The 20526-nt window shown below is 54.6% G+C and carries 14 protein-coding genes; 4 read left to right on the top strand and 10 right to left on the bottom strand.

Annotated features, from left to right (window positions below):
* Positions 1-56 precede the first annotated feature (56 nt).
* The 3 genes from MKX70_RS15545 (at position 57) to MKX70_RS15535 (ending at position 5708) form a co-directional block, all read left to right on the top strand.
* On the top strand, positions 57-2357 hold the full coding sequence (locus tag MKX70_RS15545; protein ID WP_042238175.1) for an alpha-galactosidase: 2301 nt from the start codon (positions 57-59) through the stop codon (positions 2355-2357).
* 333 nt (positions 2358-2690) lie between these two features.
* The gene (locus tag MKX70_RS15540) at positions 2691-3308 is read left to right on the top strand and encodes a TetR/AcrR family transcriptional regulator (protein WP_042238177.1); all 618 of its coding nucleotides are present in this window, start codon (positions 2691-2693) and stop codon (positions 3306-3308) included.
* 33 nt (positions 3309-3341) lie between these two features.
* On the top strand, positions 3342-5708 hold the full coding sequence (locus MKX70_RS15535; protein WP_042238179.1) for an MMPL family transporter: 2367 nt from the start codon (positions 3342-3344) through the stop codon (positions 5706-5708).
* A gap of 206 nt (positions 5709-5914) precedes the next feature.
* Here the strand turns inward: MKX70_RS15535 and MKX70_RS15530 are convergent, their stop codons facing one another.
* From MKX70_RS15530 to MKX70_RS15515, 4 genes are all read right to left on the bottom strand, one after another.
* On the bottom strand, positions 5915-6124 hold the full coding sequence (locus tag MKX70_RS15530; RefSeq protein ID WP_042238181.1) for a hypothetical protein: 210 nt from the start codon (positions 6122-6124) through the stop codon (positions 5915-5917).
* A gap of 260 nt (positions 6125-6384) precedes the next feature.
* Entirely contained in the window at positions 6385-6522 is a 138-nt protein-coding gene (locus MKX70_RS15525; protein ID WP_156123271.1) for a hypothetical protein, read from the bottom strand.
* A 48-nt stretch (positions 6523-6570) separates the two neighbouring features.
* Entirely contained in the window at positions 6571-8013 is a 1443-nt protein-coding gene (cls, locus tag MKX70_RS15520) for a cardiolipin synthase (protein WP_340784084.1), read from the bottom strand.
* Positions 8014-8048: 35 nt separating this feature from the next.
* Positions 8049-8447, bottom strand: coding sequence for a winged helix-turn-helix transcriptional regulator (locus MKX70_RS15515; RefSeq protein ID WP_340784082.1), 399 nt, complete (start codon positions 8445-8447; stop codon positions 8049-8051).
* Positions 8448-8649: 202 nt separating this feature from the next.
* Between MKX70_RS15515 and MKX70_RS15510 the strand changes: the two genes are divergently transcribed.
* Positions 8650-9246, top strand: coding sequence for an NAD(P)H oxidoreductase (locus MKX70_RS15510; RefSeq protein ID WP_042238187.1), 597 nt, complete (start codon positions 8650-8652; stop codon positions 9244-9246).
* A gap of 105 nt (positions 9247-9351) precedes the next feature.
* On the opposite strand, the gene MKX70_RS15505 is transcribed toward MKX70_RS15510, so the two are convergent.
* The 6 genes from MKX70_RS15505 to MKX70_RS15480 all read right to left on the bottom strand — a co-directional run bounded on the left by MKX70_RS15505 (position 9352) and on the right by MKX70_RS15480 (position 20526).
* Entirely contained in the window at positions 9352-9747 is a 396-nt protein-coding gene (locus MKX70_RS15505) for a hypothetical protein (RefSeq protein WP_042238189.1), read from the bottom strand.
* Between the two features lie 487 nt (positions 9748-10234).
* The gene (locus MKX70_RS15500) at positions 10235-11734 is read right to left on the bottom strand and encodes a beta-N-acetylhexosaminidase (RefSeq protein WP_340784078.1); all 1500 of its coding nucleotides are present in this window, start codon (positions 11732-11734) and stop codon (positions 10235-10237) included.
* 55 nt (positions 11735-11789) lie between these two features.
* Positions 11790-14561 carry an alpha-mannosidase gene (locus MKX70_RS15495; protein WP_340784075.1) on the bottom strand — a complete coding sequence of 924 codons (2772 nt, stop codon included), beginning with the start codon at positions 14559-14561 and terminating at the stop codon, positions 11790-11792.
* A 6-nt stretch (positions 14562-14567) separates the two neighbouring features.
* On the bottom strand, positions 14568-15566 hold the full coding sequence (locus tag MKX70_RS15490; RefSeq protein ID WP_340840288.1) for a glycoside hydrolase family 130 protein: 999 nt from the start codon (positions 15564-15566) through the stop codon (positions 14568-14570).
* An 82-nt stretch (positions 15567-15648) separates the two neighbouring features.
* A complete protein-coding gene (locus MKX70_RS15485; protein ID WP_340784073.1) occupies positions 15649-16968 on the bottom strand; it encodes a glycoside hydrolase family 125 protein in 1320 nt (439 codons plus the stop codon).
* Positions 16969-17202: 234 nt separating this feature from the next.
* Positions 17203-20526, bottom strand: a complete 3324-nt coding sequence (locus MKX70_RS15480; protein WP_340840287.1) for an alpha-mannosidase — start codon at positions 20524-20526, stop codon at positions 17203-17205.

Genomic DNA, 20526 nt, shown 5'->3' with positions numbered 1-20526 from the left:
TTCTGACGGTTCAGACATCCGGACCGTATCTCACTTCACAAGGAGAGTATATGAATATGAACATTTATGCAGACGAAACACTGGGATTGTTCCACCTTCAATCCAAAGATACCAGCTATATTATCCAACTGGTGGAAGGCTATCCCGCCCATGTATACTGGGGTCCACAGCTCCGCCATGACAACAGCCTGACCGGGGCGCTAGAGCTGCGCGAGCGCGCATCCTTCTCCCCAACCCCGCTGCTGCAGAAGCCCACCCTTTCTCTGGATGCTCTGCCCCAGGAATATCCGCAGTATGGAACAAGCGACTTCCGCCGCCCTGCCTATCAGGTTCAGCTGGCTGACGGCACGCGGATCTCTGAACTCCAATATGCCGGCTATGCCATTACACCGGGCAAGCCTGTACTCGAAGGACTGCCTGCCGTCTATGTCGAGAATGAAGCAGAAGCACAGTCTCTGGAGCTTACACTGAAGGATGATTACGCGGGTCTGAGCGTTAAGCTGATGTATACCGTCTTCGCTGACCATAGCGCGATTACCCGTTCTGTCCGCTTTGAGCATAACGGTGAGGCACCGCTACGGCTGGAACAGGCGCTTAGCGCATCCGTTGATTTCGCCGATTCCTCCTACGATACCCTGCACCTGAGCGGTGCATGGGCGAGAGAACGCCATGTTCAGCGCCGTCCGCTTACCCCGGGCGCAGCCTTGTCGCTGGAGAGCCGCCGCGGCTCAAGCAGTCACCAGACCAACCCGTTTCTCGCCCTGCTCCGACCGGGTGCGGATGAAGATCAGGGTGATGTGTTCGGCTTCAATCTGGTCTACAGCGGCAGCTTCGCCGCAACTGCAGAGGTTGAACAGTTCGGACAAACCCGGGTAAGCATCGGGATTAACCCGTTCGACTTCTCCTGGCTGCTGGAACCGGGCCAATCGTTCCAGACCCCGGAGGCTGTGCTCGTCTATTCCAGTGAAGGACTCGGCGGCATGTCACGCACCTATCACCGTCTGTACCGGACCCGGCTGTGCCGCGGCGTTCACCGCGACCAAGCCCGTCCGATTCTCGTCAATAACTGGGAAGCGACCTATTTCGATTTCGACGCTGACAAAATCGCGGCGATCGCCAAAGAAGCAGGCCCGCTCGGGATTGAACTGTTCGTACTCGACGACGGCTGGTTCGGCACACGTGACCGGGACAACAGCTCGCTCGGCGACTGGTTCGAGGACCGCCGCAAGCTGCCTGAAGGTCTGGCCGATCTCGCCAGCCGTGTTAACAGCGAAGGCCTTCAGTTCGGACTGTGGGTCGAACCGGAGATGGTCTCACCGGACAGCGATCTGTACCGGAAGCATCCGGACTGGTGCCTGCATGCCGCAGGACGCCGCCGCACGGAAGGCCGCAACCAGCTGATCCTGGATCTCTCCCGCCCGGAAGTATGCGATTATCTGTATGAGACACTCAGCGCAGTCTTTTCCAGCGCACCCATCACCTATGTCAAATGGGATATGAACCGCAACATGACGGAGATCGCCTCCGCCAAAGCCAGCCCTGAGCGGCAAAAAGAAACCGCGCACCGCTATATGCTCGGTCTGTATCATTTGCTGGAGCGCCTGACCTCCCGCTTCCCTCACATTCTGTTCGAGAGCTGCTCCGGCGGCGGCGGCCGGTTCGATCCGGGAATCCTGTTCTATATGCCGCAGACCTGGACCAGTGACAACACCGATGCGATTGAACGCCTGGCTATTCAATATGGTACAAGTATGGTCTATCCGGCCAGCAGCATGGGAGCTCACGTGTCAGCGGTACCGAACCATCAGGTGGACCGCATCACTTCCCTTGCCACCCGCGGGGATGTAGCGATGAGCGGCAACTTCGGCTATGAGATGGATCTTACCAAGTTCACGGAAGCCGAGAAGGATCTGGCTGCCCGGCAGATTGCCCAGTACAAGGAGATCCGCACGCTAGTGCAGCAGGGTGATATGTACCGTCTGCTGAGTCCGTTTGAGGGCAGCGGTGATACCGCCTGGATGTTCGTCAGTGAAGATAAGACAGAAGCTTTCGTAGCCTATTTCCGGGTGCTTGCCATACCTAACGCACCGATCTCCCGCCTTACGCTCAAAGGACTCCATCCGGAGCTGGATTATGTCATTGAGACGGGTGCAAAAGGCAGTATCGCGCATGTCCACGGCGGCGCAGAAGCCTCTGCACCTGCAGAAGGCGACAGCTCCGCTCCATTCCAGACCGCCTTCGACGGCACACCGCTCGGCGGCGACCGTCTGATGCAAATAGGTCTTGTGGTCTCCGACCTGCGCGGGGATTACGCCAGCTGCACCTATCGATTAAGAGCGGTACAGCGCCAATCCTAAACTTTGAAAAGGCTTCAGTCTCCCCGGGGACTGAAGCCTTTTGGTTATATGGGTCGGCGAGGCTCCCGCAATATCTCATCCATCAACTGAAATTGTTGTACGAAATGCAGCATTTCTGCTCCCTCAGTAGTAACTAACCAGGTGAGGGAAAGCGATTTTTTTGTAAAATTTTAAATATTCACTATTCAGACACTAATTGCTCATTGTGCAATCTTTCTCTTTGGGCAATAATATAGACTATAGATGATATCAATAGCCAAGTGGAAATGGCATGGCTGCCTTCCATAGGGGCAGCACCGTTTCAGCGGGAAAGATAAGGAGGAAGCATAGAACTTGAATCCCAAACTGACACTGCGGGACAAAAAAAAAGAAGCCACCGCCTACGCTTTAGCTATTGCCGCCTTCGAGCTTGCGGTTGAGCAAGGCATGGACGGCTTCATCGTTGATGACATTGTCCATAAAGCTGGTTATTCCCGGCGGACCTTTGCGAATTACTTCTCCTGTAAAGAGGAGGCAGTGGCGGCCTATTTCATCAGCAGCGCTGCCCATGAGCATGACAACCAGCTGTTCGACATTCTGCCTCAGGATGCTACACCTCTGGAAGCCATGTACAATCTGCTCAAGCTGCAGTTCACCTCCGAGTTTCTGCATAAGCTGCGGCAGTTCGTATCCCTGGCGAATCAGTACCCTTCACTGGAGCCTTACATCCTGAGCGTATTCCGCCGCCTGCAGATCGCAGCCGAGGAAGTGCTGGAGCTGTTCTCCCGGGGCCGTTACGATGACGGATATACCCACCTTCTCGCCGGTGCTGTCTACGGGGCATTCGTCCCTATTCTGGACGGACGCCTCAACGTCATGCTGCCGGGCGAAACACAGGATGAGCCCTCCAGTGCCATGCCGTTTGATCAATATTTGAATTCCATGTTTGCTTACTTACGCAACGGCTTCTAATTAAATTCACAGATAAAGAGGAGAAACCATTACATGTCAACATTTCTGTACCGCCTAGGAAAGTCGGCCTATTCCAAGCCCTGGTATTTCATCGCGGCGTGGATCGTCGTGCTCGGTGTTATAGGAGCCCTGCTTGGTGTCAATGGCATCCAGTCCAGCTCCGAAATGAAAATTGAAGGCACCGAATCGCAAAAAGTGCTGGATAAGCTCACCCAGGAGCTCCCTGCTGCTGCCGGCGGCCAGGCGAGCGTCGCCTTCACCGCACCAGACGGAGAACGTTTGGATACGCCGGAGCGTGCAGCTCTGCTCCAGAAAGCTATCAATGACGTCTACAATATGGAATACGTCATCAATCCTATGGAACTGGCAGCACAGGCTGCCGCCGCCGCTCAAGCCGCTGCTGCTGATCCTTCCGCTGCTGCCGGCCAAGCCGCCGCTGCTGATCCTTCCGCCGCTGCCGATCCTTCTGCTGCCGCCGCCGCGGGCCAAGCTGCCGCTGCACAGTCCGCTCCTTACGGCCCGCTGATGGCAGACGGCGCTCCTGTTCCCGGCGTGATGCTGTCTGCGGACGGGAATATTGCGCTGTTCCAGTTCCAGTTCACCGTGCAGCAGACCTCTCTGCCGTCGGATGTACCGGATAACATCATCGATACCGTGACTGAAGTCGAACAGTCTGGCTCCGGCATCACTGCGATTCCGAGCGATTCGCTGAAGAGTATGCCGGCCATCGGCTCCACTGAAGCTGTCGGTGTTGTCGTTGCGGCCGTTGTACTGTTCATGACGCTGGGCTCGGTCGTTGCCGCCGGCTTGCCGCTGATTACCGCCCTCCTCGGTGTCGGAATCAGTGTCGGAGGCGCGTTTGCCCTCGGCAGCCTGATCCAGATGAATGACATTACACCGGTTCTTGCCGTGATGATCGGCCTGGCCGTAGGTATCGACTACTCGCTGTTTATTGTCAACCGTCAGCGTCGCCTGATTCTCGATGAGAAATTAAGCGCCGGTGAATCCGCCAGCCGGGCACTGGGTACTGCCGGCAGCGCCGTATTCTTCGCCGGTCTGACCGTCATTATTGCCCTATGCGGCATGCTCGTTATCGGCATCGGCTTCTTGTCGACCATGGCCCTTGTCGCCGCAGCCAGCGTGCTGATCAACGTTCTGCTGGCGCTGACTCTGCTGCCTGCGCTGCTGGGACTGGTCGGCGAGCGGATTGTCACCGCCAAAGCCCGCACGAAGAATACCACAGCAGGCAAAAAAGCAAAGCACAGCTTCTCTCACCGCTGGGCCAATGCTACCGTGAAATACCGCTGGGCCATCATTATTCTTGTGATACTGGTGCTTGGAACAGCAGCGATTCCGGTAACCAAGATGGAGCTGGGCATTCCGTCCGGCGCCTCGGCGAACCTGGACACTCCGGCACGCCAGAGCTATGATGTGATCTCCAAAGGGTTCGGCGAAGGCTTCAATGGACCGCTGCTGCTGGTAGCGGAGCCGAAGAACCCGTCTGACAAAATCTCAATGGAACTGCTGGGCAAGCTGACCCAGGAGCTGCAAATGCATGATAACGTAACACAGGTGTCTCCGTTGGGGGTAAATGCCACCGGTGAACTCGCCATTATCAGCCTGATCCCGAAGACAGGTCCGACCGATACAGCAACAAGAGATCTCGTGCAGGAGCTGCGCGATCCGTCTTCCAGCCTGACCTCGGGCAACAATATTAACCTGGGCGTGACCGGCTTCACCGCCATCAATATTGATATGTCCTCCAAGCTGTCTGATGCCTTCCCTGTCTACATCGGCATCATTGTTATTCTCTCGCTGATCATCCTGCTGCTGGTCTTCCGGTCGATTATTGTACCGATTAAGGCAACCATCGGTTTTGTTCTCAGTATCCTTGCCACCTTCGGTGTGACCACTGCTGTCTATCAATGGGGATGGCTGCATTCCCTGTTCGGCTTCGATACAGGAGGACCACTGCTCAGCTTCATGCCGATTCTGGTCACCGGCATTCTGTACGGTCTGGCCATGGATTATCAGGTGTTCCTGGTCAGCTCCATGCGTGAAGCTTATGTCCACGGCCGCCGCGGCAATGACAGCGTCGTTCACGGCTACGATCTCGCCAGCCGCGTTGTACTTGCCGCAGGCGTAATCATGGTTTCCGTCTTCTTCGGCTTCATCTTCGCCCCTGATGCGATGATTAAGCAGATCGGCTTCGCACTTGCCTTCGGCATCCTGATCGATGCCTTCATCATCCGCATGACGCTCGTTCCTGCTGTCATGGCCGTCTTCGGCGACAAGGCCTGGTGGCTGCCGAAATGGCTGGACCGCCTGCTGCCGAATCTCGATGTTGAAGGCGATAAGCTGATCGCCAGGCTGAATGCCGAGAGCGGACAGAACAAGTAGAAACGGCTTGACCGTCCTTTCCAGGACGGTACCGTTTCAGCGGGAAGGGCGGCATCCCCGCCGTCCGCCCCGAAATACACAGAGCCTGCGGGATTGTCCGCAGGCTCTGTTTCACTTGCTAAACGTAAGCTGACCGCGTTCTCCGCTTCAAGCCTGTGCTTGTGACGCTCAGACAGACTTACCGGCTCAGACACGATATACATACATTATTCCCTCCGGTTTCGTGCAAAATTTGGACACTGCCAGCCTTGTTCTGCCGCTTCCGTCAGCCATGCCTGCATCCCGAGCACCTGCTGCAGATAACCGTCAGCTATACGCTCTTCCCGGAGCTGTTCAACTTCCTCACGGGTCCAGGGCTCACAGAAGATTCGCTCGGCCCGGATGACATTCTGCCAACCTTCTTCACCGTACCCCATACCAAATATTCGTGAAGCACACTGACCCAGCCCCCGCTGCTCTGGCTTACGTACATAACCGCCTTACGCTCCGGCGCCTCCAGATCAGGATAACCCAATACTTCGCCATACTTGCTGGCCAGCTCTCTTAAGGGTTATGAGATCTTCGGGGAAATTAAAGATTGTCCGCAGGAAGGCCACACGAAATATTGTCTCCAGAAAAGCCTGAAGACCGGGTCCTCTCCTTCCTGAGACGGCCCGGCGCTTCACGCGATCGGATTTCAGACTATACTGAAGATGACATGCTTCCCGGCGGCCAGCGCCTTCCTGTAGAAGTCCAGTAGCCTGGCTCCATCCATCTCCATCATACGCTCCAGGGTGTCCTCATCTACCATGACATATTGGCCCAGCATCCCCATTAGCTATTCCTCCTTCTACGAAGTGCAGTTGCTTACTCTTCACTCTCTTTACAGAATCGGCGACAGCAGCCGGGAGATTCCCTCCTTCAGCTTAATCATCAGCGACCGCTCCCTGTAGCGCTCAAGCGTAAGCTCAGAGCTTAGCTTGCTGTCGCTCAGGAACATATCCTGGAGCTGTGCAGCAATCTTCCGGTCATACACAATGGCATTGACCTCGAAGTTCAATCTGAAGCTGCGCGAATCGATATTCATCGTCCCTACGGAAGCCACCTCCCCGTCTGCCACAATGGTCTTGGCATGCAGGAAGCCGTTCTCATAGAGCAGGATCGTGGCTCCATAATTAAGCAAATCCCCGGCATACGCCCAGGTCGCCCAATACACGAACGGGTGGTCAGGCTTGTCAGGAATCATGATCCGCAGATCCACACCGGAGAGCAGGGCGATTTTGCAGGCATCCATGAAGCTCGTGTCCGGAATGAAGTAGGGGGTCTGGATAAATATGCTTTGTTTGGCCGACAGAATGAGCTTGATGTACATGTTCTTCAGATGCTCAGTTTCTGAATTGGGGCCGCTTGTAATGATCTGGACCGGGCTTATCCCGGAATGCTGCTCAGTGTAAAAGGCGAATTCCTCGTAATCCCCCCGCGTATGCTTCCCGGCCTGATGCCAGTCCAGAACAAATCTGCCTTGAATATGATTGACTGCATTCCCGGTGATCCTGAGGTGGGTGTCCCGCCAATAGCCGAATTTCTTGTCCAGCCCAAGGTATTCATCCCCTACATTGAACCCCCCGATATACGCAATTCTTCCGTCGATAATGCACAGCTTACGGTGATTTCTGTTGTTGATCCGGAAATTCAGCGGCTTCAGCACAGACGGGAAGAACACCTCAACCTCTCCTCCGGCTGCACGCAATTCCTGAAGAAAATGCCTGGAGATCCGCTTGGATCCAACCTCATCGTAGAGCAGACGTACCTTCACGCCTTCCAGTGCTTTTGCCGTTAATTCATCCCTAAGCCTCGTCCCCAGCGCATCCGGCTGAATGATGTAATACTGAATATTGATCTCTGTCCTGGCCGAGCGGATATCCTCGAATAAAGCGGCGAATTTCTGATGGCCGTCACTGTAGATGACCAGCTCATTATCACTGGACAAAAGGCCATGCGACGATCTGATGTTCATGGTGATCAGCTCTGCATATTTCTGCAGCAGCGGCGGCGCATCGTCAGCCTCCTGGTTCAGGACCGCCAGCTGCTTGTCCGCTTCCGCCTGGACATATTCCTGCTCTTCGATAAACAGATTATAGAAATTCTTCTTCTTCAGATTACGCCCGAAAAAGATATACAGGATAAATCCCAAAATAGGAATGAAGAATAGAACCATCAGCCAGGCCCAGGTATATCCCGCCTCCCTGCGTTCAATGAACAGAAAGCCCAATGCCAGAATGATATTGATCAATGTAACCACTGTCGTTATATTTGCAAATTCCATGACTTGTCCCCTTTCGTACGTCCGTGAAGTCCGGCCTAGAACTCCTCCAGCACTCTGGATTTGTCGCCATACACCTTGTCCAGATGCTCCTCACCCCAATAGCAGAGCAGATCCAGGGCAGGCTTCAGTCCCCAGCCGTAGGCCGTCAGCTCATATTCCACCCGGGGCGGGATTTCCTGATACATCTTCCGCGAGATAATCTCATCCTTCTCCAGGCCTCTTAGCTGGGTGGTGAGCATTTTTTGCGTAATACCGGGGATCAGCCGCATCAGCTCGGAGGTGCGTTTGTGTCCGGTCATAAGATGGTAGATAATCAGCGGCTTCCATTTGCCGCCCATCACTTCCAATGCCGCCTCAACGCCCACCTTATATTTCTTCGGCGCATTAGTTATCTTTTCCCCGCTCAGTTCACGATTTCCATTCTGTTCAGTCATTTCCGATTCCTCCGTTACCGCGGTTGTTAATGCCGGGACAAGATTAGCCTATGTAGGGAACTTCAATGTTCCTGTGGCACTTCGAGCTTCCTATAGCACATGAAAGTGCGTACTTCCGGATTATTAGATTCCTGTCTATAATAGCATCAGCCACTGAACATGGCTACAAACCTGCAGCTTAAGAAAGGTAGTGAAGATAGAGATGAACGTATTAATTGTTGTTTCGCACCCGAGGCAGGATTCCCTGACCTTCCAGGTTGCCCGCCGCTTTGCACAAGGTCTGACCGCAGCCGGACACGGCTATGAGATATTGGATTTGCACGAAATCGGGTTTGACCCTATTTTAAGAGAAAGAGACGAACCTGACTTGTCCCTTGCGGAGCAATCCTTCTCACCTGAGGTAGAACGGGAAATGCAGCGGATGAAGGAGCATGATGCCCTGGCGTTTGTGTTTCCGGTGTGGTGGTGGCATCTGCCTGCAATGCTGAAGGGATATGTGGACCGTGTGCTCAATAACGGATTCGCTTACGGCACAAGCCAGCTTCCCCATCAGCATGCCCTGTGGCTGGCTCTGGCAGGCGTAACGCAGGAGCAGATGAAGAAGCGTAATTATGATGAAGCCATCATGCAGCTGCTTAACGTGGGCATTGCCGATTATTGCGGAATCACAGACTCCAGGGTGGAGTTCCTCTACGAGACTACGAGTTCCGACCCGTCGCATTATGGGGTGCTGCTGGAGCAGGCTTATCAGGCGGGGTTGAATTACGGTAAGGGAGAGCACAGTCAGAAGTTCTTGTGAAAAATTGTCACATAGAAAAACAACCCAATCAAGCGAATTAAGGTATCCTCAAGATTCACTCTAAAAGGATGATTCGTTGTATGGGTTATAATTAACTGCCTAAAATTAGCTGACTTTATTATGTCTCCGACGAATATATTGGACATATGCTTTAAAACAACTAAACAAAATAGTAGTTACGTTTGCTATTAGCATCCCAATATAGACATCTGATGCTCTAGTTCGAAACACCCATTTTTTAACTCCTTGTCCGGTTACTCCTAATTTCATTAGATATGGTTCTAGTTCTTTTGTTGTAAGTTTATCAACGTATACTAACGGAATGTCAGTAATGTCATTTGTACCAATTTCAGGAGTGAATTCAACCCATAATTGTTTGGTCCATCTATCATATTTATAGGTGAATATCTCATCTGATTCGCGGTATTCCCACCTGAAATTCCCCATAACAATTAATATACAAAATGTAAGTATGCTAATTAACAAAATTTTATAGTTCATAGGATCACCACCTTAAAGATCAAAAAGTATATCCATGTAACACTGGATATACTTTTTGTTAATTATAATTAATCCGTTAATTCCTTTTTTATATTATCAATAAAAGCTTCCGCATCCAAACTCTTAAATTCTTGAAGAGCCTGAGCTTCTGAACCAGAATGAACACTTCCATTTATACGGTTCCATTTGGGCAAAAACAGTAGTACTTACATAAAGACAGCTAAACAAACCAATGAAAGGCTAATTATAAACCTTTTATTCTTTTTCATTTATAAACCTCGTAATTAATAAAACAAATCACCTCAATTACATTTGCCGATCATTTTTCCAAATTATAACATTTCATCGCTTTTTACAACCATTTTTTTACTATTATTGAAAATCCAAGATGGGAATACTCTGTTTTCACCATCTCTGCCTCCCTCCATTAAAAAAGCTGCCCCGACAAGCCTTGGTGGCTTGTGGGACAGCACTTAGCTTCAAACTATTAACTTCGTTCGCTAACCTCCGCGTCACCGTGCGGCTTCTGCTTCCCCAGCCACGCTAACTCCGCCATCGCGCCAAGCGGCCCGCGGATGCCTTGCGCCACTTCGGCTTCGCTCTGCGCTTCCGGCTTATCGCTCCAGATAGAGAACGTGCAGCCAATGAATTCACGCGGATAATCTCCGGTGTATTCCTGCTTGGCTTCCCCGGTACGGGCCGAGAATAATCCCGGATGCCAGGAAGCGCGGATTTTCTCTGCCGTCGGGTACGTGTAGCCCGCATGCTCGCCCAGCACGTAATACAAATAACCGTCGTTGAAGTTAATCACCTGATGGCCTTTGGCCACAATCGCGTCCAGCGGGGCCATCATAGGGTGCCACTTCGTCCAATACGTAATTTGAATGGAGGGTTTGGGTGCCACTCTCTGGGTCTGGTCGCCGCGGTACAACCCGTCATTCCAGGCGCGGACAATCCACCCCTTGGACTCCAGATGCTCAGCAACTCCGTTGAGGTAGTCAATGTAGGCATCCACGCCTGTTCCGCCGCTGATGTTCAGTACATTCCGCGCATATTCGGCGAGCTGCGGATACTTGTCGAACTCCGCAAAGTCGATGAATTCATCCCCGCCGATATGAAAATAGCGGCTGCCCGCAAACAATTCCGCATATTCGTCCATCAGGTCCAGAACGAACCTGCGGGCTGCCGGGCTCGTAATATCCAGCGCCCCCCGAGCAGCATTACCTGCCGAGTCCTTGAGCAGCCAGTCCGGATGTGTAAGCAGCGCTTGGGCCAGATGCCCCGGTGAATCCAGTGAAGGAATGATATCCACATGATATCGCTGGGCCGCAAGGATAATAGCCTTCATCTCTGTCTTGGTTAAAGCTTGATCCGACATCACCTCAGGATGGCTCTCACTCATCAGCCGGAAGCCTTCGTTCTCGGAGAAATGCAGCTGCAGCGTATTCAGCCGGAGCCGGGACATCTCCCTGACCCGGTCCATGATCCATTCTTCGGTATAGAACTTCCGCCCGATGTCAATATGCAGCGACCGCTCCGCCACCGCAGGATAATCGGTAATGGTTCCGCAGGGCACGAAGCCGTCAGCCTCCAGTATCTGCAGCAGCGTCCGCAGTCCATACATCACTGCACGTTCACTTGGCGCGGTAATCCTCGCATAGCTCCCGATGTCAATGACATAACCTTCCAGGCTGTCCATACCTCTGCTCTGTCCGCTGCTGTTCAGGTCAATGACAATGTCTCCTGAATCCGGTGTCTCACCTTCTCCATATACTACAGGCATGAGCCGCTCAGATTGCGTCAGACTGCCCGCATATTCCGAGAGAACAATAAAAATTGTGTCATACAGAACCTTGTTTCCATCCGAACTGGCATTGTCTGCGATCCTAACCCGGGATTGTGCCGACAGTCTCCATTGCCCCTGAGAGGCCCTGATATACTGCTGCACACCCGGGAACGGGCTTGGATCACCGGTTAGCTTCTCCATCTGCGGTTCACCTCTCTACTACAGCTTTATCTTCTGCATCTTCGTTATCCATGGATCAGCCAAGCCGGATGCCGACCGTTGTAATCTCATGTCCGCCAAGCTGAAGCTTGAGCGCGGCAGCGTCCCGGTCAGTCTCCAGCAATTCACCCTCGGCTTCCAGCACATTCGATGTATAGAAGGCGGCAACCGGCAGCGGGGTATCCAGCTTCAGTATACTGGACTCGCCGGTCATATTGAACCAGCGGAGCAGCAGATCTCCGCTGTCCTCGTTCAGCTTGAGTGAGGAGAACGCTGCCGTCTTGCCGCTCCAGCGGACAGCCGAGTACACGGCAGGAATGGTTCCAGCGTGAAGCTCCGCCTGCGAGCAGGTCCATGGAATCTGGAACTGGTAGGCCATAGCCGCCGCACCAGAGGCCACAACATCTCCATGATGCGGAATAAGCAGCATCTCGGCAGTCTGTTCACCCAGGCACTGGGCTTCCGGCGTAGGGAACCAGCCCCAGTCGCCCATCTCGCCGACACTGCGGAGCAGAGTCACGGCGATGGTATTGCGGCCGTCGCGCAGGATCTCGTATTCATGGAGTCCGAGATTGGCGGCCGTAAGTCCCGCCTGCTCCCCGGACACATCTACGAAGCACTGCTGATGCTGCGCATTGCTCGGGTTCAGCCACTCCGGCGCCGGTTCATTCGGACGCTCGGCCAGCTCGAACATCGAGTCCACACGGTGGGATGCCGCTTCAAGGTCGGTAGGGAACAGCATCCGCAGACGGTGGTCCTTCGCTGTATTGTCGATGTAGCTCTTCACTTCCAGGCCTTGGCCGCTGCGCTCCAGCCTTAATACCGTCCGCAGCTTAAGCAGCACTGTTTCCGAGGAGCGCTGCGCCTGCCGCTCCGGATAATAGACCAGCGCACGCTGCTCTTCTTCCAGCATGGCGTCAGCGGAAGCGGGAATCTCCCATTCATGGACTATCTCTACGGAGGCCCGGTATGGTGTATCTTCAATGACGCTGACCGCAGCCGTCAGCCCCCGGGTAGTCAGCGGAACTTCACCCGCAGGCTGTCTGTACATATACTCATTGCCGATGTCACCGGTGTTCTCATAGACGCCGAGATCGCGGTAGACTCTGCCGCTTGGCTTATGCTCCAGTGTGAAGGAACCGTCTGCCATCACCTCAACCCGCAGCGTGGCATTCTCCAGAATACGCCCGCCGTGGACAAGCGTCGCTGAGGCTCCGGCCACTGCCGGGTCTTGGCCGGACCGCCCGGCAGCAGCCTCTGCCAGCGGGTGAACCCAGGCATAGGTGCGGAGGCCCAGCGCAGGCACTGCCGCCGCTTCGAAGGTCAGCTGCACCTTGCGGCAGCTGTAAGGCTGCCGGAACCGGTCATCCGGCAGATCATAGCCGAACGACAGGCCCAGATCCTGAACCGTACAAGGAATCTCATTGCCTTGTTCATCGATTAGAATCCGTCCGCCGAGGTCCACCGCCTTCATCCGGCGGGCGGTCTCTTCAAGCGTGTGCCCTTCGCGCAGATACAACCGGACCGCATCAAGCTCCACGGTCACTGTCCCCGTGCGGCTCCAGCCGCTTGTATTGGTCACAACGAGCGGAATTGCAGCTTCATCATAGGCGGCGAAGCCCGAGGTGTCCACCGCTGCGGTGATGGCCTGCATGCTGTCCGCCACAATGCCCTCGGCGGTGTGGTAGCTCTTGTCGAACCGGGTAACCATCTCCCGGTGCACCTCATCCACACTGCAGCCGCAGATGGAATCATGCGGATGGTTCTGCATCAGCGTCTTCCACGCATAGGTAAACAGATGATGCGGATACTCCCCGCCTTGCAGCTTGGCGATAACAGCCAGAGGCTCAGCCACCTTCTCCAGCAGCGCCTGGCCCCGCTGGTTCAGCTGCTTCAGGTACACCCGGGCGGAGGCGGTATTGACCAGTGTGCCCCAGCCGTCAGTGCGCTGGCTTCTCAGCTCGCCCTTAACGGTGGAGAGGCTACGGCCGGCAAGAGAGTTCTGCACAGCCTTAATATAATCGGCAAAGTTCGAATGAACGAAGGATATCTCCGGGTGCAGCTGCTCCGCAGTACGGATCGCTTCCGGCAGATCGGTCTGCAGCGGCTGATGATCGCAGCCGTTCATGAACAGCAGCTGATCCGTGGCCGCATACTGCTTCGCATCTGCCAGCTTGCGCTCCCAGAAGCTCTTCGCCTCCTCTAAGCCTGCCGGAATCTCATTCCCGTTAGAATACCAATTGGCGAACAGGATACCCAGCACCTGCGACCCGTCCGGTCCTTCCCAGACCAGCTCCGAGAAGGAGGATTCATAGCCGTCGCTGGAGACCGTATTGTTGAAGCCTGTCGGCTTCACCCCGCGCCCGAAGAAGGCATTGGTAATTCCCGCCTGCACCATGAGCTGCGGAATCTGTCCGGTCAGGCCGAAGGTGTCAGGGAAATAACCGATCTTGGAGACTTCCCCGTACACACCGGCATCCTTATGGCCGATCTGCAGATTGCGCACATTGGCTTCCGGACTGGTCAGGAACGCATCCTGCAGGATGTACCATGGCCCGATATAGATCCGGCCTTCACGGATATGGCGCTCCAGCCGTTCCCGGTTCTCCGGGCGGACCTGGAGGTAATCCTCGATGATAATGGTCTGTCCGTCGAAGAAGAAGCTCCGGAAATCCGGGTTCTGCTCCAGTGTGTCCAGCAGGCTGTCCACCAGCCGGATAAGCCGGAGGTGATGGCGTTCATACGGGAGGTACCATTCCCGGTCCCAGTGCGTATGCGAGATAATATGCGCTGTCTGTTGTTTTGTCATAGCTGTTTACCCCTCAATCTCCAGCGGATATTCCTCCATATAGCTAATCAGCTCATCCACAGTGGTGAAGGCCAGACCTGTAACTGTATCTGCACAGCCATAATAGATGGCAATACGTCCAGTAGCCGCATCTGTCAATGCCGCGCAAGGGAAAGTTACGTTCGGCACATCGCCTACACATTCGTACAACGTCTCCGGGCCGAGAATATAGTTGCGCGAGCGGGCCTTCACCTTCCAAGGCTGATCCAGATCCAGCAGCGCACAGCCCATGCGGTAGACGAACCCGTTACAGGTGTTAATTACGCCATGGTAGATGAGCAGCCAGCCTTTGTCGGTTTCAATCGGAATCGGACCGGGGCCAATCTTCTTGGACTGCCAGGCGGAGGCATCGCCGTTCACTGTGCCCATTACATAACGATGTTTACCCCAGAAGGTAAGGTCAGGACTTTCGCTGTAAAAGATATCGCCAAACGGCGTATGTCCAGTATCACTTGGACGGCTGAGCATGGCATAATTCCCGCCAATCTTGCGGGGTAACAGTACGCCGTTACGGTTATACGGCAGGAAGGCATTCTCCAGCTGATGAAAGGTCTTGAAATCAAATGTATATGCAAGTCCAATTGTAGGCCCGTGATAGCCGTTGCACCAGGAGATATAATAACGGTCGTCAATCTTGCATACGCGCGGATCATAGCGGTATTCCCGCTTGATGATCTCTTCATCGCCCTCGAATACGATAGGCTCATGGTTGATCTTCCAGTTCACACCGTCTTCGCTGAAGCCGGCAAAGATATCCATGCTGACCGACCTGGAATCACAGCGGAACACACCTGCGAAGCCGCCTTCAAAAGGGATAACCGCCGAATTGAACACACTGTTCGAGTTCGGGATGGCATCGCGGTTAATGATCGGGTTAGCAGAATATCTCCATACAGGCGAATGGCTGCCCGCCGGTTTCTCCTGCCAAGGGATGTTTGCTAAGGGTTCTCCAATAATTGTACTCATGCTCAGGTCTCCTTTGTATATGAAAAAGTGCTTTACACAATCATAATTAGCTTCCTGTATTCTGTATTCATGCAGGCCGGACCTAGAGAATCCCTTCCTGCAGCGCCCGCCAGACCAGCTGGGAGAACAGGCTGTTCGACCAGGCGAACCACTTGCGGGTGAAGACCGACGGATCGTCGGCGAGGAAGCCTTCGTGCATATATCCGGTATCGGCGTCGGTTGCTTCAAGCATAGCGATAAGTGCAAGCCGTTCTTCCTTGTTGTCCGCCGTGATTCCCTGCATGGACAACGCCATATGCCAGATATAGCCCGGAGGGGTATGCGGGCTGCCAATTCCCTTGGCGGCTTTGCCCTCGAAGTAGAACGGATTCTCGCTGCTCAGCGCAAAACGTCTTGTATTCTGGTAGACCGGATCGTCATTCGTCACGTAGCCCAGATACGGAATGGACATGAGGCCCGGTGTTCCGGCATCATCCATCAGGCTGTAGTTGCCATAGCCGTCTGTCTCGTATGCGTAGATCGGCCCGAATTCCGGGTGGCGGTAGGTGCCGTACAGCTTGATGCCGTGGTCCACCTCCTGCTCCAGTTCCTTCAGCTCGGCCAAGAAATCCAGGTCCCGGAATACCCACTCGGCGAAATCCTGCATCTGGCGCAGTGCCACAACGGCGAACATATTCCCTGGAATGTTGTAGTGGAAATCGCAGGCATCGTCGCTGGAGCGGAAGCCGGACCAGATCATTCCGGTGTAATTCACCGGCATCCCAAGGCCGCCATTTCGGATTGAATCCTCCATAATCCCGTTGTTCCGCGTGAAGCGGTAAGGGGACTGCTCGGCGTGATGCTGCTCCCGCTTGAACAGATCGGTGATGACACGCAGCATTTTTTTGAAATCCGCGGTGAAGAAGTCGGTCTGCTTCGTCTCTTCCCAGTACGCATGGGCCAGCCGGATCACGAAGCACAGCGAGTCAATCTCGAACTTGCGCTCCCACACCCAGGGCGACATCTCCGTCACATCCCCGGCATTCCAGTGCCAGTCGTTAGCCGTTTCGTTGAATGCGTTGGCGTAAGGATCAATCAGCACATACTGCGTGTGACGCTTAATCAGCCCGCCGATAATACGCTGTAGGTCCGGGTCCTCTGCGGCAAAAGGCACATAATGAATGACCTGCTCCACGGAATCGCGCAGCCAGCAGGCCGGAATATCGCCCGTAATGACAAATGTAGTTCCATCGTCAAGCAGCTTGGTGGTAGTCTCCAGCGTGTTCGGAAAACAGTTCCGGAACAGACGTTGCAGCTTGGGCCGGTGGGCCAGCTTCTGTTCGGCTTCGGCCAATACGGCCTGAATGGATGACGGGAGCGGCAGCTCCGGCATCTGAATGCGGGGAAGTCTGAATTGTTCCAAGATGATAGTCTCCTTCGGTTTAATCTATAGTGTAGCTGAACTGAAGCTATTAACTTAAAGCTCGCTCGTCACTGCGATGAATATTTGGACTTTCGGCCGCTGTTGTCCCCAGATTTCTTGATTTAACCTGCTTTTCGCAGTTGAAATCCGGCGACAAAGGCGGTCGCTATCGCTCCTACAGTTCCAAAATCCCCCTCCGTTCCTTCTAGCTTTTGTTATCTTCAATTATTCAGCTTATTTAGAATGAATAACTTTCAGGGTCTTGATTTCAAAAGGTTGGAAGTCTAGCGTCAGCTCTCCAGCCTCACCCGGCAGCAGCTCTGTCTCTTCTTCCAGTGCGTTGGACAGATAGATCGCCGAATGCGGCAGCGGCCAGCCGAGCTTGACGGTCTCGCGTCCGCCAGCGGATTCATACAGCCGCAGAATACTGCCGCTTCCGTCTTCCGCAAGCTTGACCGTATCCAGCACAACCTGCTTCCCTTCATAGGGAAGGAAGGTGCCGACCGGCGGGCGCTGGCCCGTACTTGAATCACAGGCGACCGCATAGGAATTGTGATTCAACTCAGTGGCTTTGCGGAGGGTATGCGCCCCGCGCCAGTCGCCGGTATGCGGATACAGTGAATACGTGAATTCATGTGCGCCCTGATCCGCCGAATGATCCGGCCAGCGCGGCGCGCGTAGCAGCGACAGACGGATCGTGCTGCCTTGCGTGTCATAGCCGTATTTGCAGTCGTTCAGCAGACTTACGCCGTAATCATACTCCGACACATCGGCATAGCGGTGCCCGCAGACTTCATATTGCGCCTGCTCCCAGCTTGTGTTGCGGTGCGTTGACCGTTCCAGCGCGCCGAACGGAATCTCATAGGTCGCCTTGCTGGTCACTACATCTACCGGGAAGCCGACCTTGAGCAGCTTATGGGCTTCATGCCACTCCACCTTCGTCTTGAAGTCGATCCGCCGGTCACTGTGATACAGGATCAGCTCCTGCTCTATTTCGGATTGACCGATGCTCCAGCGGAAGTACAGCACATCGCTGACGGGGCCTGAGGACAACAGCTTCTTCTCCAGCAGTACTGCTTCTCCGGCAGGCTGCTCTTCATAACGGCTGTCTATATCCCAGGCATCCCATAGGATAGGGCGGTCATGGAAGAAATGCAGCCGGTTCAGGCGCTCTCCGGACTTGACAATCTCACGCCCGGCTTCCTTGTCGTACAGGCTGATGATCTCGCCCAGAGCATTGAACCGGAGACGGTAATAACCGGTCTCCCATTCCAGATCGAACGATGCTGCGGCTGCCGATATTGGCTCATCTCCGCCATTGTCGTCATGCGTGCCCTCTCCGACAACTCCGCTATCTCCACCATTTCGGGAATTAGCGACAGCTCCGCTGTTTCCGCTGTTTCCGCTGTTTCCACCGTTACCGTGAACTCCGCTGTTTCCACCGTTACCGTGAACTCCGCTGTTTTCACTGTTACCGCGAACTCCACCGTTCCCCGCCGGTTCCGTCTGCTCCTCTGGTCTCAGCCACACCGTAACATACCCGAAGGCCGGAACCGCCGGCACCCGGACACGGAGAACGGCTTGCTCTCCAGCAGTAACCTGCTCTGATTCCAGCCGTATTCCGCTCTTGTCATATACGGCTGAAGCGGTATGCTCCACTCCGGTCTGCTCCAGCTCTACCACCATATCCCGGGTCCAGCCCAGACCATTCAGAATGACATAAGGCTGTCCCTCTCCACGGGTATCAATATCCGTTACGGCAGCCTCCATGACCGACTTCAGGCTGCCCCCTCCAAGGGCGAAGATGCTCTGGTACTCCTTATCCGAGGTCTGATAGACCTCGGGGATCGACGAGCCGGGAATAATATCATGGAACTGGTTGAGCAGAATCAGCTTCCAGCCTTCATGCAAGGCCTGCCCGATCTCTTCCCGCCGCTGCGGCTGCAGATGGTGTCCGGCCAGCGTCTGCCATAGTTCCGCCTCCCTATAAAGAATCTCGGCCTTGCGGTTATTGCGCTTGTTCCGGGCATGTGTGGTATAGGTTCCCCGGTGCAGCTCCAGATAGAGGTCGCCCTGCCAGACCGGCAGCTCAGGCTTCGCTTGCTCAATGCCTGCGAAGAAATCAGCCGCCGTGCTGTAGCCGGAGGCTGGCTGGCCCACCATCAGCTCGGAGCGTGAGAGATATTCGAGCATCTCCCGGGTCACTCCGCCGCCTCCGTCGCCGTGTCCATAGAGCAGCATTTGTTCGCTGTGCACGGCTTTTTCACGGTAAGATTGCCAGTGCTCATGAATATCCTTCGGCAGCGTACTCTCATTCACTCCGTGGTTCATATAAGACAGAAGTTCGGTTCCGTCGATGCCTACCCAGTGGAACAAATCATAAGGGAACAGATTCGTATCATTCCAGCCCAGCTTGGTCGTCATGAAATAACGGACCTTGCCGTGCTTCAGGATCTGCGGCAGGGAAGCGCAATACCCGAAGGTATCCGGCAGCCATTCAATCTCGGACTGCCGTCCGAACTCCTCCTGGTAGAACCGCTGCCCGTACAGCATCTGCCGCATCAGGGATTCGCCGCTTGGAATATTCAGATCCGGCTCCACCCACATACCGCCAACCAGCTCCCAGCGCCCTTCGAGAATCCGCGCCTTCACCTTCCCGTACAATTCAGGATCATTGTCTTTCAGATAAGCGAATAGCTGCGGCTGGCTCTGGGCATAACGGTAATCGGGATATTCCTCCATCAAGGCATGAACCGTCGAGAAGGTACGACTGGTCTTCCGCACCGTTTCCCTCGTGGGCCATAACCAGGCAATATCAATATGTGACTGCCCGATCATATGAATGAAGCCCTCGCTGTTACCGCCGATGGCCCGCACACTTGCGGTCAGCGCCTGCTCAATGTCTCTGATCCTGCCGCTGCTGCCCCCATCTTCAGGTCGTCCCAAAGACACATACGCATCCATCGCCTGGTGTAGCGCTTCAAGGATACGGACACGCCGGAAGTCCTGCTCCGGCAGCAGCAGCGCCGAATCCCGGATGACGGTCACTGTATACATCAGCGACTGTACCGGCTGGTTAACCCTGACGAGCGCAGCAGTGATGAACCGGATTGGCGGCTGAATAACCGCCTGCTTGTTCAGCGGATCATCCGGCTCGGGAACCGGATCGTAGAGCTCGATCTCAAGCTCCGGGCTTCTTCCGTCGGAGGCAGGGTCAAGTGAAACGAAGGTATGATTGCGGTCCAGCCCCTGGCGGGAAGCTCCGCCTACACGCAGCAGCCCTTCTCCGCCGGAGTGGAAGATGATCCCTGTATCCGCACCGGTCCAGTCCGCCGGAATATCAAGCGTGGTGCGGAAGAAATAAGTCGTTCCTTGCACACTGGGAAACAATCCGAAGGATTCGCTGCCCGCATAAGGCTGTAATTCGTCATAATGCCCCGGCTGGCGGTAGGTTGTGGAGAAGACCTTCCAGTCTTCAATCGCCCGGTATTCCAGCCATTGCGCTTGCGAACATTCGCGGATAAATCTATCTATTCGTTCCGTATTCAATCGTTCCAT

Origin of the sequence: Paenibacillus sp. FSL R7-0312 (assembly GCF_038004445.1) — a bacterium.
Classification (GTDB): Bacteria; Bacillota; Bacilli; order Paenibacillales; family Paenibacillaceae; genus Paenibacillus_AQ.
Note: the sequence above shows the minus strand (reverse complement) of the source record. Positions and strands in the feature narration are given on the sequence as shown.